Origin of the sequence: Flagellimonas beolgyonensis (genome assembly GCF_003992615.1) — a bacterium.
GTDB lineage: Bacteria > Bacteroidota > Bacteroidia > Flavobacteriales > Flavobacteriaceae > Flagellimonas > Flagellimonas beolgyonensis.
Genome location: NZ_RZMY01000013.1, coordinates 117,569 through 138,548, shown reverse-complemented (window position 1 = coordinate 138,548; position 20,980 = coordinate 117,569). Strand labels below are relative to the sequence as shown.

Annotated in this window: 22 protein-coding genes and 1 pseudogene; 10 read left to right on the top strand and 13 right to left on the bottom strand. The window is 42.4% G+C overall.

The window, feature by feature from the left end:
• Positions 1-173 precede the first annotated feature (173 nt).
• The 3 genes from EO131_RS07380 (at position 174) to EO131_RS17120 (ending at position 2,450) form a co-directional block, all read left to right on the top strand.
• A complete protein-coding gene (locus EO131_RS07380; protein WP_127020427.1) occupies positions 174-1,607 on the top strand; it encodes an amidohydrolase family protein in 1,434 nt (477 codons plus the stop codon).
• A gap of 131 nt (positions 1,608-1,738) precedes the next feature.
• Positions 1,739-2,167 (top strand): FKBP-type peptidyl-prolyl cis-trans isomerase, encoded by a 429-nt coding sequence (locus tag EO131_RS07375; RefSeq protein ID WP_127020425.1) that lies wholly within the window; start codon positions 1,739-1,741, stop codon positions 2,165-2,167.
• A 124-nt stretch (positions 2,168-2,291) separates the two neighbouring features.
• Positions 2,292-2,450, top strand: a complete 159-nt coding sequence (locus tag EO131_RS17120; RefSeq protein WP_164731644.1) for a hypothetical protein — start codon at positions 2,292-2,294, stop codon at positions 2,448-2,450.
• Positions 2,451-2,545: 95 nt separating this feature from the next.
• Here EO131_RS17120 and EO131_RS07370 read toward each other — a convergent pair whose 3' ends face one another.
• Entirely contained in the window at positions 2,546-3,760 is a 1,215-nt protein-coding gene (locus tag EO131_RS07370; RefSeq protein WP_127020423.1) for an FG-GAP repeat domain-containing protein, read from the bottom strand.
• Positions 3,761-3,956: 196 nt separating this feature from the next.
• Positions 3,957-4,184: a hypothetical protein gene (locus EO131_RS07365; RefSeq protein WP_127020421.1), complete on the bottom strand. Its 228-nt coding sequence runs from the start codon at positions 4,182-4,184 to the stop codon at positions 3,957-3,959.
• 192 nt (positions 4,185-4,376) lie between these two features.
• Here EO131_RS07365 and EO131_RS07360 point away from each other — a divergent pair, with 192 nt between their 5' ends.
• From EO131_RS07360 to EO131_RS07350, 3 genes are all read left to right on the top strand, one after another.
• Entirely contained in the window at positions 4,377-4,586 is a 210-nt protein-coding gene (locus EO131_RS07360) for a helix-turn-helix transcriptional regulator (protein WP_127020419.1), read from the top strand.
• Positions 4,587-4,643: 57 nt separating this feature from the next.
• On the top strand, positions 4,644-5,753 hold the full coding sequence (locus EO131_RS07355) for a hypothetical protein (protein WP_127020417.1): 1,110 nt from the start codon (positions 4,644-4,646) through the stop codon (positions 5,751-5,753).
• A gap of 324 nt (positions 5,754-6,077) precedes the next feature.
• Entirely contained in the window at positions 6,078-6,728 is a 651-nt protein-coding gene (locus tag EO131_RS07350) for a hypothetical protein (protein ID WP_127020415.1), read from the top strand.
• 407 nt (positions 6,729-7,135) lie between these two features.
• Here the strand turns inward: EO131_RS07350 and EO131_RS07345 are convergent.
• From EO131_RS07345 to EO131_RS07335, 3 genes and pseudogenes are all read right to left on the bottom strand, one after another.
• Positions 7,136-8,512, bottom strand: a pseudogene (locus EO131_RS07345) (aldehyde dehydrogenase); the annotation flags it as partial.
• A gap of 105 nt (positions 8,513-8,617) precedes the next feature.
• A complete protein-coding gene (locus tag EO131_RS07340) occupies positions 8,618-9,409 on the bottom strand; it encodes a hypothetical protein (protein ID WP_127020411.1) in 792 nt (263 codons plus the stop codon).
• Between the two features lie 129 nt (positions 9,410-9,538).
• Entirely contained in the window at positions 9,539-11,125 is a 1,587-nt protein-coding gene (locus EO131_RS07335) for a trehalase family glycosidase (protein WP_164731643.1), read from the bottom strand.
• An 87-nt stretch (positions 11,126-11,212) separates the two neighbouring features.
• On the opposite strand from EO131_RS07335, the gene EO131_RS07330 reads away from it, so the two are divergent.
• Positions 11,213-11,836, top strand: a complete 624-nt coding sequence (locus EO131_RS07330) for a GntR family transcriptional regulator (RefSeq protein WP_127020409.1) — start codon at positions 11,213-11,215, stop codon at positions 11,834-11,836.
• 74 nt (positions 11,837-11,910) lie between these two features.
• Positions 11,911-12,054 carry a hypothetical protein gene (locus tag EO131_RS17115; protein ID WP_164731642.1) on the top strand — a complete coding sequence of 48 codons (144 nt, stop codon included), beginning with the start codon at positions 11,911-11,913 and terminating at the stop codon, positions 12,052-12,054.
• Between the two features lie 7 nt (positions 12,055-12,061).
• Here the strand turns inward: EO131_RS17115 and EO131_RS07325 are convergent, their stop codons facing one another.
• Positions 12,062-12,682 (bottom strand): NTP transferase domain-containing protein, encoded by a 621-nt coding sequence (locus EO131_RS07325; protein WP_127020407.1) that lies wholly within the window; start codon positions 12,680-12,682, stop codon positions 12,062-12,064.
• 25 nt (positions 12,683-12,707) lie between these two features.
• On the bottom strand, positions 12,708-12,962 hold the full coding sequence (locus EO131_RS07320; RefSeq protein WP_127020405.1) for a MoaD/ThiS family protein: 255 nt from the start codon (positions 12,960-12,962) through the stop codon (positions 12,708-12,710).
• Between the two features lie 231 nt (positions 12,963-13,193).
• Between EO131_RS07320 and EO131_RS07315 the strand changes: the two genes are divergently transcribed.
• Both EO131_RS07315 and EO131_RS07310 read left to right on the top strand, forming a co-directional pair.
• The gene (locus EO131_RS07315; protein ID WP_127020403.1) at positions 13,194-14,276 is read left to right on the top strand and encodes a vWA domain-containing protein; all 1,083 of its coding nucleotides are present in this window, start codon (positions 13,194-13,196) and stop codon (positions 14,274-14,276) included.
• A gap of 49 nt (positions 14,277-14,325) precedes the next feature.
• The gene (locus EO131_RS07310) at positions 14,326-15,276 is read left to right on the top strand and encodes a 3-keto-disaccharide hydrolase (RefSeq protein ID WP_127020401.1); all 951 of its coding nucleotides are present in this window, start codon (positions 14,326-14,328) and stop codon (positions 15,274-15,276) included.
• A gap of 55 nt (positions 15,277-15,331) precedes the next feature.
• On the opposite strand, the gene EO131_RS07305 is transcribed toward EO131_RS07310, so the two are convergent.
• The 6 genes from EO131_RS07305 to EO131_RS07280 all read right to left on the bottom strand — a co-directional run bounded on the left by EO131_RS07305 (position 15,332) and on the right by EO131_RS07280 (position 20,946).
• Entirely contained in the window at positions 15,332-15,937 is a 606-nt protein-coding gene (locus tag EO131_RS07305) for a 3-keto-disaccharide hydrolase (protein WP_127020400.1), read from the bottom strand.
• An 82-nt stretch (positions 15,938-16,019) separates the two neighbouring features.
• Positions 16,020-17,471: a M14 family zinc carboxypeptidase gene (locus EO131_RS07300; RefSeq protein ID WP_127020398.1), complete on the bottom strand. Its 1,452-nt coding sequence runs from the start codon at positions 17,469-17,471 to the stop codon at positions 16,020-16,022.
• A 1-nt stretch (position 17,472) separates the two neighbouring features.
• The gene (locus EO131_RS07295) at positions 17,473-18,132 is read right to left on the bottom strand and encodes a peptidoglycan recognition protein family protein (protein WP_127020396.1); all 660 of its coding nucleotides are present in this window, start codon (positions 18,130-18,132) and stop codon (positions 17,473-17,475) included.
• Entirely contained in the window at positions 18,129-18,527 is a 399-nt protein-coding gene (locus EO131_RS07290; RefSeq protein WP_127021373.1) for a 3D domain-containing protein, read from the bottom strand. Before EO131_RS07290 ends, EO131_RS07295 begins: the two co-directional genes overlap by 4 nt.
• A gap of 26 nt (positions 18,528-18,553) precedes the next feature.
• Complete coding sequence (locus tag EO131_RS07285; RefSeq protein WP_127020394.1) at positions 18,554-20,038, bottom strand: FG-GAP repeat domain-containing protein; 1,485 nt, start codon at positions 20,036-20,038, stop codon at positions 18,554-18,556.
• Positions 20,039-20,073: 35 nt separating this feature from the next.
• Positions 20,074-20,946, bottom strand: coding sequence for a pirin family protein (locus EO131_RS07280; protein ID WP_127020392.1), 873 nt, complete (start codon positions 20,944-20,946; stop codon positions 20,074-20,076).
• Positions 20,947-20,980: the final 34 nt, after the last annotated feature.

Sequence of the window (20,980 nt, the reverse complement as noted above, 5' to 3'; positions counted from 1 at the left end):
ATTTGTTTGAAAACGTAACATTTCTTGTTGGAGTGAGACAAATCGAAGTATAAAAATTACGCCTTGTCCATGTGCAAGACAGCCTTTTTGTTCTACCCATCTAAAACGTGAAATTTCATAACAAAAGCATTAGAAACATTCCCATGTAAAGGCTTTCAGAGAAACGTATCTAAATGAAACTAATAAAAAAGCTATTAAAATTTGTTGTTGCCCTAATTGGGCTTTTGATCATTGTTGTTTTTAGCATCATAGCAATTGATGCTCAGGGCACCAGCTACCTGAAGGTTAAGAAGAACCCGTCCGCAATGAAGGATTCGTACGTGATTGCCCATGTGAATGTGATTCCCATGGATAGGGACACCGTTTTAGCCAACAAAATGGTGTACGTGAAGGATGGAATCATACAAAGCATTGGTGATGAGCTTGCCATTGATGGCGTGGAAATTGTGAATGCACAAAACAAATACCTGATGCCCGGACTGATCGATATGCATGTGCATGTTTGGGACCGGTACGAATTGGGCCTTTACCTTTCCAACGGAGTTACGGCGGTGCGCAATGTTTGGGGCATGCCCATGCATTTGCGCATGAAGGAAGACATCAACAATAATGAGATTATTTCGCCCTTGTTATTTTCTTCGGGCCCTAAACTGACCGGACCTGAATTTATTGGCGATGACAACCTGAATTTGGTAGATTCCGAAGAAGCCAAGGATAAAGTGGTTGACTACAAGGAGCGGGGCTACGATTTTATAAAAACCTACTACGGATTAACGCCGGAACTTTTCACTGCGGTACTGGAGCAGGCTCGGGAATCGGAGGTGGACATTATTGCGCATCCTTCCCAAAAAGTGCCCTATTCCTTCCATTTTGATCCACAGATCAAATCCATTGAACATACGGAGGAGTTTGTGCAACAACCGTTGGAATATAAGCTGGACACGATTACGTTAAATGATGTGATCCAGCTCTATGAAGAAGCTGAATACAGTAGGCATTGCCCCACCTTGGTGGTTTTCAACAACATCTACCAAATGATGAAGGACGATCACATTTTGGAGTCGGAGGGAATGGGGTATATGAACCCACTCATAAAAATGGAGGACAGCAAGGCCCAGTTTGATCGATGGCACAATGCCAAATTGGAGGATGACGGAGTGGTAGATCGGATTAAAAACCAACATGAGTTTCACCTGTACATCATCAAAAAACTCCATGAAGCTGGCGTCACCATTATTTGCGGTACCGATGCAGGCATTGGTGTCACGCTTCCGGGTTTCTCTGTACATCAGGAGCTTGCCTTTTATAAAGAAGCCGGCATGTCCAATTATGAGGTACTGAAAACAGCAACCATCAACGCGGCCAATACCCACAAGATCATGGGCAACCTGGGCACGGTTCAAGAAGGCAAGGTGGCCAATTTGATATTGGTCGACGAAAATCCGTTATTGGATCTTGAGACATTGAAAAATCCATCCACCGTCTTCATCAAGGGCAGAAAATTAAATCGCGAAACACTCGATTCTTTCAATGAAAAGGCAAAGAACCGTAAAAACCTGCTCGTTTCAGGATTGCGATATGCAGAGAACTTGATCATTGAGAAGTAAAATTGGTGATCTAACGCCTTAATCACCGTATTGTATCCCCGATTGGCAACGCTTAGGACTTCGAATTCGTTGAACCATTTTATACCTTGTATATTTGCAACAAATTGATTTTAAAAGCGTAAAACAAAATTATGAGTAAAGTAAAAGCGAATGATACCGTTAGGGTACATTACACAGGTAAATTAACAGATGGGCAGATTTTCGACAGCTCATTGCAAAGAGAACCTATGGAAGTAGCCTTGGGTCAGGGTCAGCTTATACCGGGATTTGAAAAAGGACTTATCGATATGGCCGTCAACGAAAAGAAGACCATTACGATCGATAAGAAAGATGCCTACGGAGAGGTGGATGAAGCCCTTTTTCAAAAAATCTCAAAATCGCAATTGCCGGAAGATATTAAGCCTGAAGTGGGTATGGGGTTGGTAGGCTCCAATGCCCAAGGTCAGCAACAACAGTTCAGGGTGGCCAAAGTGGAAGAAAACGATATTATTTTGGATGCCAACCATCCCTTGGCAGGCCACGATTTGGTGTTCGACCTGGAAGTAGTGGAGATTCTTTAGAAAGCCACACCGACACCCTTTGGATGTACAATAGTTGAAAGGAGAGGACCCGATTACATCTGGTTCTTTCCTTTTTTGTTTTAAAGGACCAATTGAGGGCAGTAAACTGCTTCAAATTTGTATTATGAAAATTACCGGAAATCTTCTATTGGCAATCTTTTTTACCCTCAGTTTAATAGGAAACCTTACCGCAAAAGGCGAAATGGAAAGGGCCCTATTTATTCCCATATCCCTTGTTTTGGTGGTGTTGACCTTTAGGTTGGCCCTCTTTAAAAGGAAATGAACCAGGATGGTTTAAATCAATCGTTGTCTTTGGGTTCAAAACATCATCATGGAACTTCCTTAAAAATATATGGTTTGGGCAACCTTGTCCATTGATTATTTTTTGATGCCAAAAAGCAGAAAATCCTGTGAACCACGATTACTTAGGAAAAGATCGTTGATGCCATCACCGTTCAGGTCCACAAAATCGATGTCAAAACCTCGTCCGGATATGCCCTCGGGAATGATTTTGTCGGTTGCTTCCATGAACTTTCCCTCACCATTGTTGAGATAAACGCTGTAGGGTGTGTTACCGCCAAATCGGGGCCCGTTTGTATTTCCGGTCATAATATCCGGATCACCATCACGATCGATGTCCAAAAAGGCCACTCCAAAACAACGATTGTCATCTTTGGGCAAATGGCTGGCGGTAATATCCGTAAAAAAGCCTTTTCCATCGTTCAGCAACAACCGGTTTTGCCTTAGGGCATTGTCTACAAAAGCCTGAACATTGCCATACAAAATGTCCAGATCACCATCCCCATCAATATCCGCCACATCCACTTCGCGGGTTTCCTCGGGTTCACTGCGGTAGGGGAGCCTATCGGAAGATTGATCTTCAAAATAGCCATTTCCAGTATTGATCAAAATTCTATTGGCATCCTCATTGCCCACCAGCAGATCCTGGTCCCCGTCATTGTCTACATCGGCAAGGGTAAGGTCTTGTGTAACATCCAAAAAGGCACCTAACCGCACAAGGGTCTCATCTGTAAAATGGCCGGTTCCGTCATTGATCAGGATATTGTTCTGACCATTGTTTCCTATAAAAATATCCGGGGCGCCATCTCCAGTTATATCAAAAACAACAACGGAATTGGAGGTTCCGGTCACCGGAATTCTGTCTCCACCATCCATAAAAGTGCCATCGCCATTGTTCAAATAGAGCTCATTGGTCTTGTCATCCTCACTGACCACGATGATGTCCGGGTCACCATCCTGATCAAAATCGGCAATGCCAATATCCTCACTGTCATGATCTACCTGGGGTATCCGCAGGGCACTCTCGTTGGTGAACATGCCTTTTCCATCATTAATGAGCAGAATGTTGGGTCTATGCTCATTGGCAATCACAATATCCATGTCCCCATCTTGGTCCAAATCGGCAATTCCGGCATCCATGCTGAGCAATTGCAGGTCTTGGTAAGGCAAATGTGTTTTTGTAACGTCTTTGTAGAAAGAAGTGGAGCCAGCAGGTTTACCTTCAGTTTGTTGACCATGACCGGTCTGCAAAACAACTAGGGCCAAGCACAATGGTATTCTTTTCCAATACATGGATGTTTTTTTAAAGGTTCGCCACTAATATAAGGGATTTGTACCTCGGTTAGCTGCAAAGGCTACGAGACTTTCCAGATTAGGTGGTGTGCTGTTCGATACTGTTCTTGTGTTACCGGAGTCTTTCCTGAGCGCCTGCCTGCCGGCAGGCAGGAAGTCGAAGGGAGTGGGGGAGGTGAAAGTGTATGGAATGGGTTTAAGCACAATTAGTTTGCTCAACATGGATTTTTAAAATAGCTTCCTTTAACTCCATGAGCACATGGCAAATATTTTGGCGTTCCGTTTCTGAAAAAGAATCTGTGGGGAGATAGTGAAACATATAAATGGCTTTGTCCAACCATTGGGTAAAGGAAAGTAAATCTCCCTCATGGCATTCTACAAAGTAGGAGAGTAGGGGAAGTAGGTTAATTTCATTGGGATTCATGGAGTTGGTTATTTAATTGTTGAAAAAAGCATAAATGACAGATATGATACGTTTTAATATTAAAAAATTAATTAAAACGATGCATAATTAAATTAAAATGGAATACAATTATCGTTTAAAGTTAATAATTAAATGCGAATTAGAGAACTAAGTTTGTTTAAAATGCTACAGATTTAACGTAAAACGATTCATATGAGCACTAAAAAGCCAATCAATAGAATTAGAGTAGTCCTTGCAGAACAGGATAGAACCAATAAATGGCTGGCCGAAAAAGTAGGGAAGAGCAGAACTACTGTTTCCCGATGGTGTACAAATGAGATGCAACCCTCACTTGAAACTTTGCGAGAAATTGCAGAAGCTCTGGGTGTGGATATTAGAGAGCTGTTAGTACCGAGCAAATAAAGAAATGTTTTGCAGATAGGGCATGAGATTATAAAATAAACAACCTTAAACTATAAAATGAATCAGGATTTCAATTTTATACAAGATCAGATTTTTAAAAGGATTCTAATTCGTGATTACATCGAAATGAATAATTGCCTTGAGGCTAAAGCATTCAAGGCAGTATTGGTTTTATCAGGTTCCATAATCGAAGCATTACTTCTTGAATTTCTGCTTAATAATCCGCCAAGCGGAACTACAAAAAATAAAATTGGCAAGTTGAAGTTTATTGAACTTATAGATTTATCAGAATCTGTTGGCCTAATCTCAAAAACAACAAAAGATTTAAGCTCTGTAATTCGGGAGTATAGAAATTATGTTCACCCAAATAAAGAGCTTAGGTCTAAATCAGAAATAAATGAAGACAAAGCAATTATAGCATGTAGACTTGTCAATATGGTTATAAATAGTGTTGAACACAAGCATCCTGAACTCTACGGTAGTAAAGCTGAAGATGTTTTCTCCAAACTCCAAACAGATGCTCATTCCAGGAAAATAATTAGACATATACTGGATAAAATGAACCAAAATGAAATAGACTTATTGTATCAAAAATTTATTTCCTTTTATCTTAACTCCGAGGAAGAAGATAATTATTCAGCAAGAACATTTGTTCAATTCGGTATGGAAAAATTAGAAACAGTTGTTTCGGAACATATAATCAAATCATATGTGTTAAAAATTGAAAAAGAAATAACCAATGGCAGTAGGGAACAGGCTGAAAAATTATTTCAGCTTTTTGGAGATAAATTGCACTACTATTCTGAAGAAGTGCAAAATACAATTCTTATCTATATGTATTCGTGTCTTGGAACATGCTCCCGATATCTTAACAATCCAAACTTACTCAAATACTCATCAAGAGGAATTATCGATAAAATGAACTCATATTTAGATAGTTCAAAACCATATTACAAAACGCATTTAAATGTAATGAGAACAATAGTCGAGAATATTGCAGATATTAAAGAAGATCCAGATAAATATGATGCGCGTGAAGCATTTAAAGCCTTAAAAAATGGAATTTCAGATGAGGAATATAATAAATTCATAGGTCAGGAAGCTTTACAACCAAACATTCCTGATTTCAACAAAATTTTGAATGATAAAGAACTGTTCCCATTTTAAAAAGGTAGAGTTAGGCCAGAAGAAAATGCGGGCCGGCGTCGGGGTGAATTTGTGGCTGGGCACAAAGAGCCATTGCCCTGGGCTTTGTGTTGGGGCGTAAAATGCCCAATAGCGAAGCTATTAAGACACAAAGAGCGCGTGGAAGCATATTTTACTCATAGCACTTGTCTAATGTTTTTCAAAGGTATTCGTGAATGCTTCACATTTCTTCTTGATTTCCTGCCTGCCGGCAGGCAGGTTTGTTTCTTTTTTAGTTCTGCTGAGCGCAGCCGAAGTATCAAGAAAAAAGAAAGGAATCACTTTAAAAGGAATAACCAACATATAATGAATATAATATTTTTTTTGATTTTAGTGTCAGTTGTCGGAACTACAAATATGTTTTCCCAAGTTTTTGTAAACAATGTAGAAAGAGTTGGTACTGTGGTTTTAGATTATTGTGTTGATGATAAGGGTAAACGTTATAATATTGTTGTAAATCAAGAAAAATCAACATATAAGGATGAGGGCTGGCAACTGGGATGTGTAGAGAGTTTTAAGAAAGCAGAATTGATTTACCCAATGAAGATGACAAATGATTGTTGGCAGCAAGTTTACTATTTTGTCAATGAGAATTTAAAAACTAAATCATTATCCGAAGAGGAACAGAAACTATGTAAGGCTTTTCATTCTGGGATATATAAATACCATAATCCAGCCTACATAAACACTAAAATAGTTCGTAGGAAAAAGAAGCAAATTGAAAAAACAGAATTTAAAGACCAGCGTCAAGTTTATGAAATTAATTGGGTTGCCGACCATATTTACACTTTAAAAACTCTTAAACTCCCACTAGCCAAGGACAAACACAAAATAGGGGGATTGATTAAAGTGGAAATTATTGAAGTCTTAAATGAGAATACATATCTATACAAATCTTATAGGACTGATTTAGAAGATTCGAATACTGTATACGGGCTTATTTCTAAAGTGAAATAGTTTTTTCTATTTGACATAATATTCAAGGAGCAAAAAAATAAGTTTAAATTTGGGTGAGTATTTGAGCAAGTGCTTAGAAATTTACGCATCAGCGAAATTTTAAGCTTTTGCGACAAGCTGACGAGATTTTCCTGAAATTTTTCTTCTCCAAATTTTCAATTAAACCAAAGGTTTCAACAAAAAAGAAAAGCTAAGCTTTTAATGGCGCTGGCTACGTGACGAATAAAATTATCTAGTAGATGATTTTATTTGATGGCGAGATGAGGCGTTGGATATATTAGCAGAATTTCTTTTTACACTATATCAAATAGCAAAGCTATATGCAATTTGCTGTAGAACAACAATTGAACCATAATATATATTATGTAAAATAGAATATTTCGAATCCTTCCCTTCTTTGTGTTTTCCTAGAATAATTGTTTTATTCGTTTTGCCCATTGCTCCGAAAGTTTGTATGGTGCATAACGTACCGGAACATCCAACCAGGTGCCTCGTTTAACAATGGCTTTTTTGTGGGAGAACAACTCAAACGAAAACTTGCCATGATAGCCGCCAATTCCTGAGGCGCCCACACCACCAAATGGCAAATGTTTGTTGCTGATGTGGATGATTGTATCGTTTATGGTGCCACCACCAAACGGATAACGCTCCATCAGTTGTTTCTGGAACTTTTTACGGTTCGAAAACACATAAAACGCCAATGGTTTGTCGTAGCGTGAAATACAATCATGGATTTCCTGTTCATCGGAATAGCCCAATATGGGCAAAATGGGTCCGAAAATCTCACCTGCCATCAACGCACTGTCCTGAGCGGGCTCATCCACCAATGTCGGTGCTATATAGTGCGTGGCATCGTCAAAATCCCCTCCAAAAACCACCTTTTGGCCCTCCAATTTGGCTTTCAGGCCTTGGTAATGCTTATCGGTCGCCATGCGTGCAAAATCCGGAGATTTTGCCATTTCAGCGCCATAAAATGCAGTAATTTCTTGTTTTAAGGCTTCCACCAAAGCGTCTTTCACCTTGTTATGCACCAAGATGTAATCCGGCGCGATACAGGTCTGTCCCCCATTCAAAAACTTACCCCAGGCAATGCGCTTGGCGGCCAGTTTAATGTTGGCGGTTTCGTCCACAATACAGGGATTCTTACCACTAAGTTCCAAAGTGACGGGCGTTAAATGCTCCGCAGCGCTTTTATACACAATTTTGCCCACAGCCGTGCTGCCCGTAAAAAAGATATACTCCCATTTTTCGGCCAATAATTGGGTGGAGACCTCCACTCCCCCTTCCACAACGGCCACATATTCCGGCGGAAACACCTTTTTAATGATTTGCGCGATGATTTGGGAGGTATTCGGACTCAGTTCGGAAGGTTTGATCACTGCGGTATTCCCCGCTGCCAGGGCACCTATCAACGGCGACAGGGCCAGCATAAACGGATAATTCCAGGGTGATATGATCAATACCTTGCCAAAGGGTTCATATTGGATCCATTCCTTGGACGGAAAATTGATCATCGCAGAGGGCACCCGCTTGGGTTCGCTCCACGATTTCACGTTTTTGATGGCATACTTCAGTTCGGCCAGTACCAACTGGGTCTCGGTGCCCAAACTTTCAAATTTAGGTTTTTGGAAATCCACATAAATGGCCTCGCAAATGGCATCTTCTTGTCGCTGAAATTCCTTATATAATAACTTTAGATGTTTATTTCTAAAATTAACGTCCTTAGTTTGTTGCGATTCAAAAAAATCATTTTGGGATTGTATCAGTTCCTGGATCATCTGCTTCGAATTATCAGCTAAATATAACCAAACTCATCGTAGGGACATGCATAAAAAAGAAAGCACCGAATCTACTCGGTGCTTTCCTTCTCTTTAAAAAATCTGACTTGTTTAAAGGGTAATTTCTTCTGTTGCGCCGTTCGGATAGATCAAGGTCGCCTTGTCATCACAATCACCGTTGCCAAAATCAACGGTCACGGCCAATCCGTTTTTGGAAACCACCATGCTTCCACTAGTGACATAGCCGCAGGCGGCATTGCCTGCAAGGGCCTCCAAAGTTTCCACGGCATAGGTGTTGCCATCGGCCATTACGGTCCAATTACCGGAGATGCTATAGGTGGTGCTCGCCAAATCGGCGCCAAAAGTAAAGCTGAAACTACGCGTGCCTGCCTCACTGATCAGACTGCCATCCTCCATTTCCACGGTCATGTCGCTGGTTACGGTAAAGGAAATACTGTTCTGATTGCCATTGGTATTGGCCACAAAGGTGCGGGTTCCGTTCAATTTGACGGTCCCAACATAAAAGTCGACATAGGTGGCAGTAAAGGATGCGGTTTCCGTTCCCATTTCGTAGGTTACGGTCACGGTTCCGTCCACATTATCGGTTCCGTTGAGCACACAGTTGTTAAAGGTGGCCACAAAGCCAGTGTCGGTGTATTCCGCGGTATAGCATTCGTTCATTTTAAAGGCGCTGCCCATTTTTCCGGTTGTGGTGGCATACAGGTCTGCCAAGGCAGAATCGGTTACGCCAGACACTTCATCCACGGACAAAACGGTATGCAATTCCGCTGCGGTCAACGCTTCCCCATCGCCGGGCATGGCGTCTTCACTACAGGACTGCAATCCCAATAAAGCAGCTCCAAAAAGGGTTATGCAACAAATTTTCAACGTTAGTTTACTCATGGTATGTGTGTTATGTGTTTACGGGTGTATAAACGCATAGGAGTTACATTTAGTGCTCAACCAGGTCATTATTCGATGAACGGTTTTTTAGTATGTAATTATAGGAAAGTAATGAGGATATCCCCAATTTTAATTGGGCCTGTTCAAATCTTCCAATATTTTTTTAAATCCTAGGGCCACTCCATTGGTCCACCCGAAACCATCTTGAGTGGGGTACTCCCCTCCTCCTGACAGCAATGTGAGGTCTTCCACATTGTATTTTTCCATCATTTTGCCTGTGTTGGCATATACCTTTTCGTTCAGGGTTAACCAACGGGTCATAATTTCCTTCGCTTCTGCCGTATAGCCATAATTCAGCAAACCGCTTACAGCCAACCACTGTAAGGGCGCCCATCCGTTCGGTGCATCCCATTGTTGGCCAGAATGGTCCAATGTGGTAACCAACCCACCGTCCTTTAAGAAAACGGACATGATCACATCCTTTACTTTCTCGGCCTGTTCATCCGAGGCCAAACCAAAAAATAAGGGAGTCATCCCGGCTAATGTTGGCTCCAAGGTCAACCGACCTTTTTCAAAATTGTAATCTTGGTAATATCCGGCATTTTCATTCCAAAAGTAAGTTTGTATGGCCATCTTCCGTTTGGCTGCCAGATTCTCGTATTGGTTGCTTTGATCGGCATTGCCCGCCAGACCATGGGCTTTGGCCAAACTTTGTTCCATAAAAAAAAGTAAACAGTTCAAGTCCACCGGAAGAATGGAAAGGGTCTCCGTGGAAGCCAATCCCCGCTCCTTTCCAAACCAACGGGAGCTGAAATCCCATCCTGAGGCCGCAGCCGAACGCAAATTTTTATACAGTAATTGTTTCATGGAATCGTTGGGCAGGTTTTGGGCCAATAAATAATCCTCCTTGTACGATTCCGGTCTTGGGGTGTTTCCGGAATCCCAGTAGCGGTTCAAGGTATTGCCATCCGAAAGGTTCACCACGCGTTTGGTCGGGTGCAATTTACCAACATCTTTAGCACCCTCCATCCAATAGTTGTATTCCTTTTCGATTTGGGGCAAATACTTCACCAATACCTTTTCATTCTTTCGGGCGATGGCGTCCACCATCAAGGCGAAATAAGGTGGCTGGGATCGTGTATTGTAATAATCTCTGGTACCGTTTGGTATAAACCCAAGGGAATCGATTAAGAAAGCAAAATTGGCCACCATGCTTTCGGCCACTTCATCCTGCCCGTCCACCAACAACCCTTCCATGGTAAAATAACTGTCCCAGTAGTAGATCTCCTGGAATCGTCCGCCCGGAACAATATAGTCATGGGGCAAGGCAATCCGCGATGCATGGGCAAACACGCTATCCGGCTCCCGTTTGAGCTTGTCCCACATGTGCGAAATATGCTCGTACATGTTTTGGGTCGTGTCCAGTTCAAATTGGAGACCACGCATGGATTTGTCCTCAAAATTTGCAAGCACAAAATCGTTTAGGCTAAAACCTTCTTGATCTTTTTGTGCCAAATATTCAGCTTCAAGAATGGACACGTCCCGTTTTGGAACCAGATCTACAAACGTCTTGGAATCTTCGAAAATAGAGGACAATTGAACGTCTTTGAACAATTGTGTTTCGTATAGGCTTACAGATTGAGTTGGTTCCGAGGGCGTATTCTTGCATCCCAATACAAACAAGAAGATGACAGCGCCCAATAACAATTTTTTCATGCAAAAAGATTTTAACCGAGGCTTAAATATAGAATAATAACTTCAAAATTAGGGCGTTAAATCGTATACGATTATTAACTTGGGATTATGTCGAAAAAAATTGTTTTACGGGACAAAATCAAAGAGCAGCTGTTGTTCCAGATCCATCAAGGTGACCTTGCCATCGGGAAAACGATCAACTTGGCGGCCCTTTCGCGTGAAACAGGAATCAGTGTTACCCCTATCCGTGAGGCGTTGAGCCAATTGGAACAAGTTGGTGCGATCTGTGCCGTTCCCAATCGGGGGTTTATGGTATCCAAATTGTCCAAAAAAGAAATCCATGAGCTCATTGCCACCCTATCCCAATTGGAGGTCATGGCTTTGGAGCAATCCAATTTGGAATCCATGGATTTGGATGAACTGGCCCATTTGCAACAACAGATGACATTGACCGGGGAGATTCGTGAGCGATTGCAGCTCAGGTTTAAATTCCATGATTGTCTGACCCAGAATTGCAACAACAGTGTTTTGGTGCAATTGATCAATGACCTGCGCCTACGCCTGCGTTTCTACGAATACCAATTGGTGAATGAGCTTGCCTTTTTTGAGAAAATGGACCAGCAAACCCACGCCATTGTGCACGCCTTGTTGGATGACAACCTTCCCACGGCCAGTCTTATCCTAAAAATGCATTGGCTGTATGTGGAGGAATACCTGAATGGTAAATTATAGGTTAAAAAATGGATAACCCATTGATTTTCAAAATAAAAAAATGTAAATTCGTTTTTAGGTAAAATCGCAATCACATGCAATACTTGAACAAGGAAATCGAAGCGTTGGCCAAACGGAAAAAATCAAGATCCTTATTGAAAAAGCAAATCTCCTGTGGCATTTTTCAGGATTTGGAACCGCTGGATCTTGATGCGCAATCCAAGTCAAAGCGCAGGTAGCCCTTCCCTACTCCTTTTGTTCTGAATTGTCAATTTTTCTTTTGGCAAATTCAAAATCTTCTTGCGTATTGGCATTGAACAAGCATTCCTCATTGTCAACAAATACCCGTTTAGCATCTGAATGGATCAAGAAATGTTTTGGACTGATATTCCCGGAATGCATCATATAGGCTTTGGCCATTTGCAGTCCGTGAGGTTCCCAAATACAGATTAGGGGCTCTGGAATTCCAGTTGCCGTGGAGGTTAAGGCCGTTGCGGGTTTATTCGGATTTCGGCCCTGGAGCAAGGCTTTCAGTTCATTTTGCCCAAGAAAGGGCAAATCGCAGGCTACAACCAACCAAGCCACATGCGGGTACGCATCGTATGCACTCATAAGTCCATTGTAAGGTCCAGCATATTGATTATTATCTAGTATTACTTTAATATGTTGTTCTTTGTAAATTGATTGTGAGGTATTTAAACTCAAAAAAGTGTTTTCGCAGAACAAATCCAAAAGTTTATACAGATGTAGGTATTGTGCTTGTTCATGATAGACCAATTCCGCTTTATTGGCTCCCATCCGATGGCTTTTTCCACCCATCAGAACCAACCCGAACAAGGGTGCGATATCTTTTTGAACATTCCCCATTTGAGCCAATTTACAGCTTTAAACGCTATCGACCAGTCTGACTTGGAATAAGCGCTATTTCATCGTACGAATTGATGATGGTATGGTCTTCCGCATAATTGTGGTTCACGGCCACGATCACTGATTTTAATCTTTTCAGTTCTGGATAGGTGTTGTTCAAAAAAAGCCGTAGCTCGCCAACATTTTTTGGCAATTTCTTTCCGGTTAAATTGGATGTGGGAACGGACAATGTGGGACTGCCCACAATCTCCTTGGCGGGGCCAAACAATAGAATCGTCATAAATGCAACCTAATTTTGGGTTATGGTACTGTTGTGTTTCGGTCAGTTAGGTCGGTACGTATTACAACTGGTTCTGTTTGATGGGCTGAAATTATCAAAAATTGTACGCACTGGTATTTTTTTAACAGCGCAAATATCATTTTAACGTTTCTTAACAACCAAATTAATTGGGTCGACATAATTTTCCATCGAAATGTGCGTTCTGCATGCAGAACCTTAACTCTTTTGAAAATGAAGAACATCTTAAAATATACCTTCCTTTTATCTTTTGTATTTGTATTGAATTCCTGTGGCAATGCCGATGATGATGTTGATTTTGACATCAACAACCGTGAATTGGGATTGGGAGAGGAACCGGATGATTGCCTTGGTTTTGGGGAGAACGAACTGTTGCTTTCCATTCAGGATGAATTCACTACCCTACCCGGAAAAGTATCCATTCTTTTTAAAGTGTCCGATCTTTTGGGTAACCCCATTTCCGGACTTACGGCGAATCAGTTCACCATTTACGAACAAGGGAGGAACGATGCATGTTTTAATTTGATTTCACCTTCCGAATCCCAAGCGCGTATTTCACCGAATACACAGGTATTCAACAACAACACCGTTTTGGTACTTGATTTGAGCAACAGTGTTTTGGAGAGCAGCTTGGATGAGCTTAAGGCGGCTTCCATCAGTTTTATCAACAATGTGATGCCCAGCCCCGCTACCGAATCCTTTAAAATGGCCATTTATTGGTTTGATGGTGAGGATGAACTGCACTTATTGAACGCGTTGTCATCGTCCGCTACCGAGTTGACCGCTGCCGTGGACGGCATTACTGCCGATATCAGCAACGATCCCTCTACCGATCTTTATGGAGCGGTAATCAAATCCACGAAAATTGCAGAAGATTTGTTGAAATCCAATACCAATGTCATCGGGGCTGCTTCTGTAGTGTTGTTCACGGATGGTACCGATCAGGCTTCCCGTTATCGAGAATCCGATGCTTTGAATGCCGTGAAGGATGCCAATCGAAACATTTCTTTCTTTACCATCGGCCTTGGGGCTGAAATTGATACCGAAGTTTTGGAAGGTATTGGAAAAACAGCCAGTGTTTTTGCGGCCAATAAGGAAGAATTGGAAAATACCTTCAACCAAATATCCCAACGTGTGGCCGAACAGGCCAATAGTTTTTACCTTTTTGAATACTGCAGCCCCAAACGGGATGGAAGCGGTGAAAACAATTTGGTGATCCGATTGACGAATGGCAGTTTACAAGGTGCCGTTCAGACCAAATTCGATGCCTCAGGGTTCGAAGGCGGATGTGAGTAAAAAGGGATAATTCCGTATCTTGGATGTTTCAATTCTAACTGAACAAACTATGACATCCAAACAACACTCGTTTATTATTTTACTATGCACCTTCGTTTTTGGAGCGTGCATGAACCTGAATGCCCAGAACATCAGTCCGTTGGAAGGACGATGGGACCTTGAAATGGAATTTATGGGCAAAACAGCCCCGTCCTGGCTGGAAATCCGACATTCGGGCCATGCCACATTGATTGGTCGATTTGTTTTCGCCTTTGGTAGTGCTAGACCCATAGCAGAAGTAAAACCATTCGGGGAAAATAAATTTACGTTCAGCATACCGAACCAGTGGGAGCCCAAGGGCAGCGATATGATTTTCCATGGAGAATTGAACGATGGCAAACTGAAGGGGACAATGATTTTTACCGATGGATCGGTGGTACCATGGACCGGCGTGAAGGCCCCCAACTTGGCATATACCGAAAATCCAAAGTGGGACAAATCGATTAATGTGTTCAATGGCAAGGATTTGACCGGATGGCATGTAGAAGGCGAGAAAAACCAATGGATGGTAAAGGATGGTGTGTTGACAAGTCCGGAGTCGGGCGCCAATTTAATTTCCGATCAAAAGTTCCAAGATTTTAAGCTCCATGTCGAATTTCGTTATCCTGAGGGCAGCAACAGTGGTATATACCTTCGGGGTCGTTATGAAGTACAGATCGAGGATGGAAGTAAGGGCTTGGAACCCATGGACATTTATATCGGCGGCGTTTATGGCTTTTTGGAACCCAATCAAAATGCGGCAAAAAGTGCCGGCGAATGGCAAACCTATGATATTACCCTGATCGGTAGAAGGGTAACCGTTGTTTTAAATGGAAAAACCGTAATCAGCGATGCCACTATACCAGGGATTACGGGGGGTGCTTTGGATAGCAAGGAAGGCGAACCCGGTCCCTTTTTGATCCAAGGAGATCATGGGCCAATTGAGTTTAGAAGTTTTGTGGTTACCCCAATGAAGAATTAAGATTATTGCGATACAACATATAAAAAAGCCCGATGAGTCATCGGGCTTTTTTTTATTACTGTACTTCCAGTTTCTTTAAAACTATATTTCTCCACCGGACCTTAATGCCACCACCGTCGTGAATTTGCAAGGCAATCGCCCCTTTCCCTTTTCCGATGATGTCATCCTGCAAGTGTACCATTTCAACCCCATTGAGCCATGTGGTTACATTGGCACCATTTACACGGATTTTCATGGTGTTCCACTCCCCCATTTTAAGAACTTTTTCCTTTTCGGGGTCGGGTTTGATCAGCCATTGTCGACCATACGATTCATAAATGCCGCCAGTGTGTTTTCCAGGAGGTGCAACTTCCACTTGCCAACCACTAACTTTGTTGCCATCAAAAGTCGAACGGATAAAAACGCCGCTGTTGCCATCGGCTTCTTGTTTAAATTCCAGGGTCAATTCAAAATCCTGGTAAAACTCCTTGGTGGACAAATAGCCATATTCGGCCTTTGGTCCACTCTCGCAGATCAATTCGCCATCTTCCACATACCATTTTTCATCACCATGATTTACCCATCCATCAAGATCTTTGCCATTGAAAAGATGTATGGATTCCTGCGCCGACATGGTCTGGACGGCTATCAAAGCAAGTGCAATTAAAATTGTTTTTTTCATTTGTTTAGTTAAGTTTAATGGTGTAATAATTAATCAATATGGAAACTAAACACCAATCAGCAATCAGTGTTTAGCTATTATTCTATTTTCTGTAAATCAATCCATTGCCTTTATTTTGTTCATCCAAAGGTTTGGAAAGGTCCACTAAAAACCCATTGATCACAGCATGGGTGATCACCCCATCTTTTTTCAAGAAGAAAGTGGGATTGATGCCCGGTTGCAGGTTCATAGGTTTCAATTCAAAATCCTGGTGTACCAATTGCAGTGGAAGGTTGGTAAAGGCCACTTCAGTAGGTAGTTTCGTCTTCACGAAGGCCACTCCGTTTTGTAGCAATGACATGGGATTTTTTACCGATTCTACTGTTGCCATTTTTGGAGCTATTAGCTCATACCCTTCAGCGTCGAAGGTTTCATAACCATAAAAGGTGGATAAATCACCTTGATCAGCCACACTTCCGCGATAAAAGAAATCGTTGTGATCTTTCAAGTCCACTTCATTTCGAAAAATGCCCAAATCGAGAATGTATTTATTGCCCAACAATTCATAGGTCACATTTTTGATTTTAAGGTCGAATAGTTTACGATCATTATGGGGGATTTTTTCATAATCCTCCGTAGGAATGCTTTTGAAGGACTCTTCTGCAATGGTATACAGTGCCGACAAGATGGAGACATAGTTCAGTTTTCGTATTTCCTGTTTTTCGGGATCGTTCCGATAACCGCCAGATTCAATTAAGATCAAACTGGTGCCCCATTTGGCAATATTGTCGCCAAATGCCCTTGGTTCGAAGTCGTCGCTGTACCGCCCAACCTGCCCTGGCGCATATTTTTGGATAATATTGTTCATGAACACGATCACCTTCATGGCATTGGCGCGAATCTCGTTGATATCCTTTTCGTAATTGAAAGCGGTTGCCAAATAGGAAATGGTCGCCGGCTTTTCTGTCAGTTCGGCATTGTAGTACTTGCTTTGGTCGTGCAGGTTGAATCCAAAATCGGCATCGAGACTGTCTCGAAGTCGTTTCAAGGTCTGTCCTTCAGGGGATTGCAATCTCAACGCATCCCTATTGATGTCGATACCCAATGCGTTGCGGCGCTGGAACACTTCTGCCCCATCGGGATTCAGCATCGGAAGGAAATGTAGTTTCAAGTTGGAAAGAATCACTTCTTTTTCTTCCTGGAATTCTGGCGTATCCAAAAATCGGAGTATATCAAAAATGGCTTGGGTTGCTGTGGGTTCATCACCGTGCATTTGCGACCAAAGAAAAATGTTGCGCTTGCCGGTTCCGATACTGATCAAGTGCAGGTCCTTGCCCTGAATGGATTGCCCTACCTTTTGCACTTCAAATTTTGGATTGGACTTGAACTCGGCGATCAAAGGCTGTATATCCGCATGTTTGATGCGACGCTTACCAATGCTGTTTTCCTTGAAGTTTTCATAGGTTTCATACAACTGAGAGGTCAGGTCCTTTTGAGCAGTAAGGGTTGTTGCCCAACAGAGCAGTGCCAAAGGCACTATTTTTTTGAATTCCATATCAATTATTTGGTACAGGTTTAAAATTAAATCTTTTTGTGGCCTTTCTAACTTTGTTAACGAAATCCATTCCTGGGTCGGTCTTTGTGGTCCGATAGCCATCGTCAACTTCGAGCCAAAGCGGGTGCCCTTCAAACTGGGTGTATTCCTGATGGCCGATCACATATTCGATATCATACTTGGATGCCAAATAGTTGACCAAATATATGTTGGCTTTCAATTGTTGTTGGGTCAAAGGTTTTCCCTCGGTGCCTCCCACATTTTCAATACCGATGGCGCAATGGTTAAGGCCAATGGTGTGGCGTGCCATAACGGTTTCGGGCATCAATCGGTAAATGGTGCCATCTTGATCCACCAAAAAGTGGGCCGATACATTTAAACCACTAACATTAACCAAATCGGGACGCCAATTGGGCAAGGTCGGTGGATTAAAGGCCTCAAATGATTTTTTCAGGGTTGGAATGGCGGTCCAGTGCAGTACCACCATTTTAGGGGTAATGGTTGTCGTGTCCTGTTTAAGGTTATAGCGCTGCTGCAGGTATTCCTTGGTCAGGTCCACACGTTGTTGGTTAAATAGGATGGGGATGTCCACAATTTCCTTTTGGGTGGAACAGGATGCAACCATCAATACAGCAGTAAGTAGCCAAATAATTTTTCTCATTCTATCGATTTGGTTAGGGAGTCCTTGGGTACGGCATAACAGATCATAATCCTTTTTTTGCCCCATTCCCTAGCTTTTTTAACATCTTTTCCCATGTAGATATCAATACGGTTTCGCCAACGCCAGTGCATTTTGTCCTTCACATAAAAGGTATCCGGAAAGGTATCGATTTTTACCATGGTATTGTGCGTCAATCCCATTTTGATAAGATCACGAGACACAGCAATACTTTTCATGCCGGGTTTTAAAGTATCGCCCCAGGCTGCAACGGAAGGGCTGATGCTATCGGTCTGCCAATACACAGAATTGTAGGCGGAGGCAGTAACTTCATGGCCATACCAATCGTGCAAAGGCTGCTGACCATCAGTGTTTTTTGGGGCGCACCCCCAAACCAAAAATAGCGCTATGACTGCACCACGTATCACTTCAATTTATTTTCCAACAAAACAATGTCCACATTGCTTTCGTCCCATCTTGTTTTCAGCTCCTTAGGCAAGGGCGAAAACACATAGGTGAAGGAGCTCAGCACAATATCCTCATCGCCGTCGCCGTCCACATCGGCGGCATCCATCAAAAACCATCGGGCTGCTGAAGGGTCTTCCAACAATTTGGTATCGAATTGAAATTGTTTCGGATCTTTGTTTTCTAAATATACGAAGGTAAAATCACTCGAATTTTCATAATCGGCAAAAGTGCTGATCAAGGCAAAATCCACGTCACCATCCTGATCGAAATCCCTTGAAGCCACTCGTGTTGCCCCGTACATCGGAAAAAAGAAGGCTTCCGAATAGGTGTTATCGCCTTGGTTCAAATGAATGCGCATGCCATGATATGGTTTCCGGGTATAGGAAATATCCGCATTGTCCCCATTTACGGTAATGATGTCTTCTAGGCCATCACCATCAAAGTCCACCAATTCGAACCAACTGGTGCCATATACCGGGCTGAATTCCAAAACGTTATTGGGTTCAAACTTCAGGTTTCCGGTTTGGTAGAAAATGGTGATGCTTTCATTGCTTTGGGTCATTAAGGCCACGATATCTTTTTTGCCATCGTTGTCCATATCCCTGGCCAAGGTTCGGATAGCCCCTGGCAGGTTGAGCAATACTTCCTTTTCATAGCCACCGGATTTGTTCGGGGTCAATAAAGACAATCGGCCTTTTTCATTTCCGAATTCGGATACCACGATTTCATCCTTGCCGTCGCCGTTCAAATCTTCCAGTAAGGTATGCACCGGTCTATGGAACGGATGGGCTATGGAATCAGAACTACTGTTGGTCATTTCCACTATCTTTCCCTTTTCCAATTCGGATGGTCCCAAAATACCAACTTCACTGATCAAGGCATGTTGTCTGTTTTTGCTGTACCAGGTAACCGGGGAGCCTCCTTGATATAAAATCTTATTAGCTCCTATCTTGAAATTATACGATCCCAAATTTCCGGATAGATCACCGAAGTACAGTGCCGAATCCTGCTCCATAAATTGTAAATAGGTGATCATGGCCCCATTCTGATCGTCCAATGCAATTTCAGACGGTTCAAATAGTGCCTGAACGGTTGTCGTTGGTTGAACAATGGAATCTAACTGTTCAGGAGCCAGTGACACTATATAATTTTCAAGTTTTGACCACTCCTGCAGGGTAATCTTGGGCCGGAAACCAGATTTTATTTCATTGGGGTCTTGGTACATGCCCTCTACATCCATTCGGGCGACCATGGCAGGTAACACGGATTTTTCCCAAACATTTTTAGGGAGTTCCTCAATTTTTGGTGCCTTATGGCAGCTTGCACAATAGGTGGTGTACAGTTCGGCCGCTTGTTTTGGTTTTTGTTCCTTTTTGCAGGATAACAGGAAAATAAAACACGCAACTAAAAGCAGTGTAGTTCGGTTCGGGGGAGTTTGCATGTGTGGTTCAGGGTTATTGCTATTATTGGTTTTGGTTAGGATGGAAGCGACACATAGGTGTTGTCATTTTCCATCATCGGAAATGTTTTGTTTGCCCATGCTGTTTTTGCCCATTCCAATTTGGTTTGGTCCGATGAAACAAAGTTCCAGTAAATATAACGTTCTTCGGGAAATGGTTCACCCCCAAACAACAACAAATGGGTGTTGGGTTTTAGGGAGATGTTGCACGTATCTTCCACTTTGGAAACCAAGATGTTCCCCTCGCCCACTGTTTCCCCACAGGCTTCTATGCCACCGGAAACAATGCATATCCCAATTTCTCCTTTGAGGTTGCCATTTACATTTAAGGTGTAAGGTTCCCTATTTTGAATTTCTACCATGAACAATTCGGAGTGCACAGGTACTGGGGATTCCTTGCCATACCCCTTGCCAGCGACCAACGTAAACTTGGTATCCCCGTCCTCCCACTTGGGCAAATCTTGTACGTCGATATGGTGGAATTGGGGCTCTATCTCTTCCAATTCTTTGGGTAAGGCCACCCATATTTGATAGCCATGGGCAGTAAATACATTTCCATTCCGGAGGTCTTCGGGGGTACGTTCGGTATGGGTCACCCCTTTTCCAGCCGTCATCCAGTTGACAGAGCCGGGACGGATGCGTTGATGGGTTCCCAAACTATCCTCATGTACGATTTCGCCTTCCAACATAAAGGTTAATGTGGAAAGGCCCATGTGCGGGTGTTGGTCCACATCCATATATTTGGAAGGGCCAAGTGCTGTGGGCCCCATGTGGTCTATAAAAATGAAAGGGCCTATCATTCGTTTTTTCCGGAAAGGAATTAATCTTCCCACCAAAAAATCCCCGATATCCCTGCTTCGCTCTTCTATGATCAATCCGATATTGGACATGTTTAAATGTTTATCTTTAAAAACTGAAAGTTAC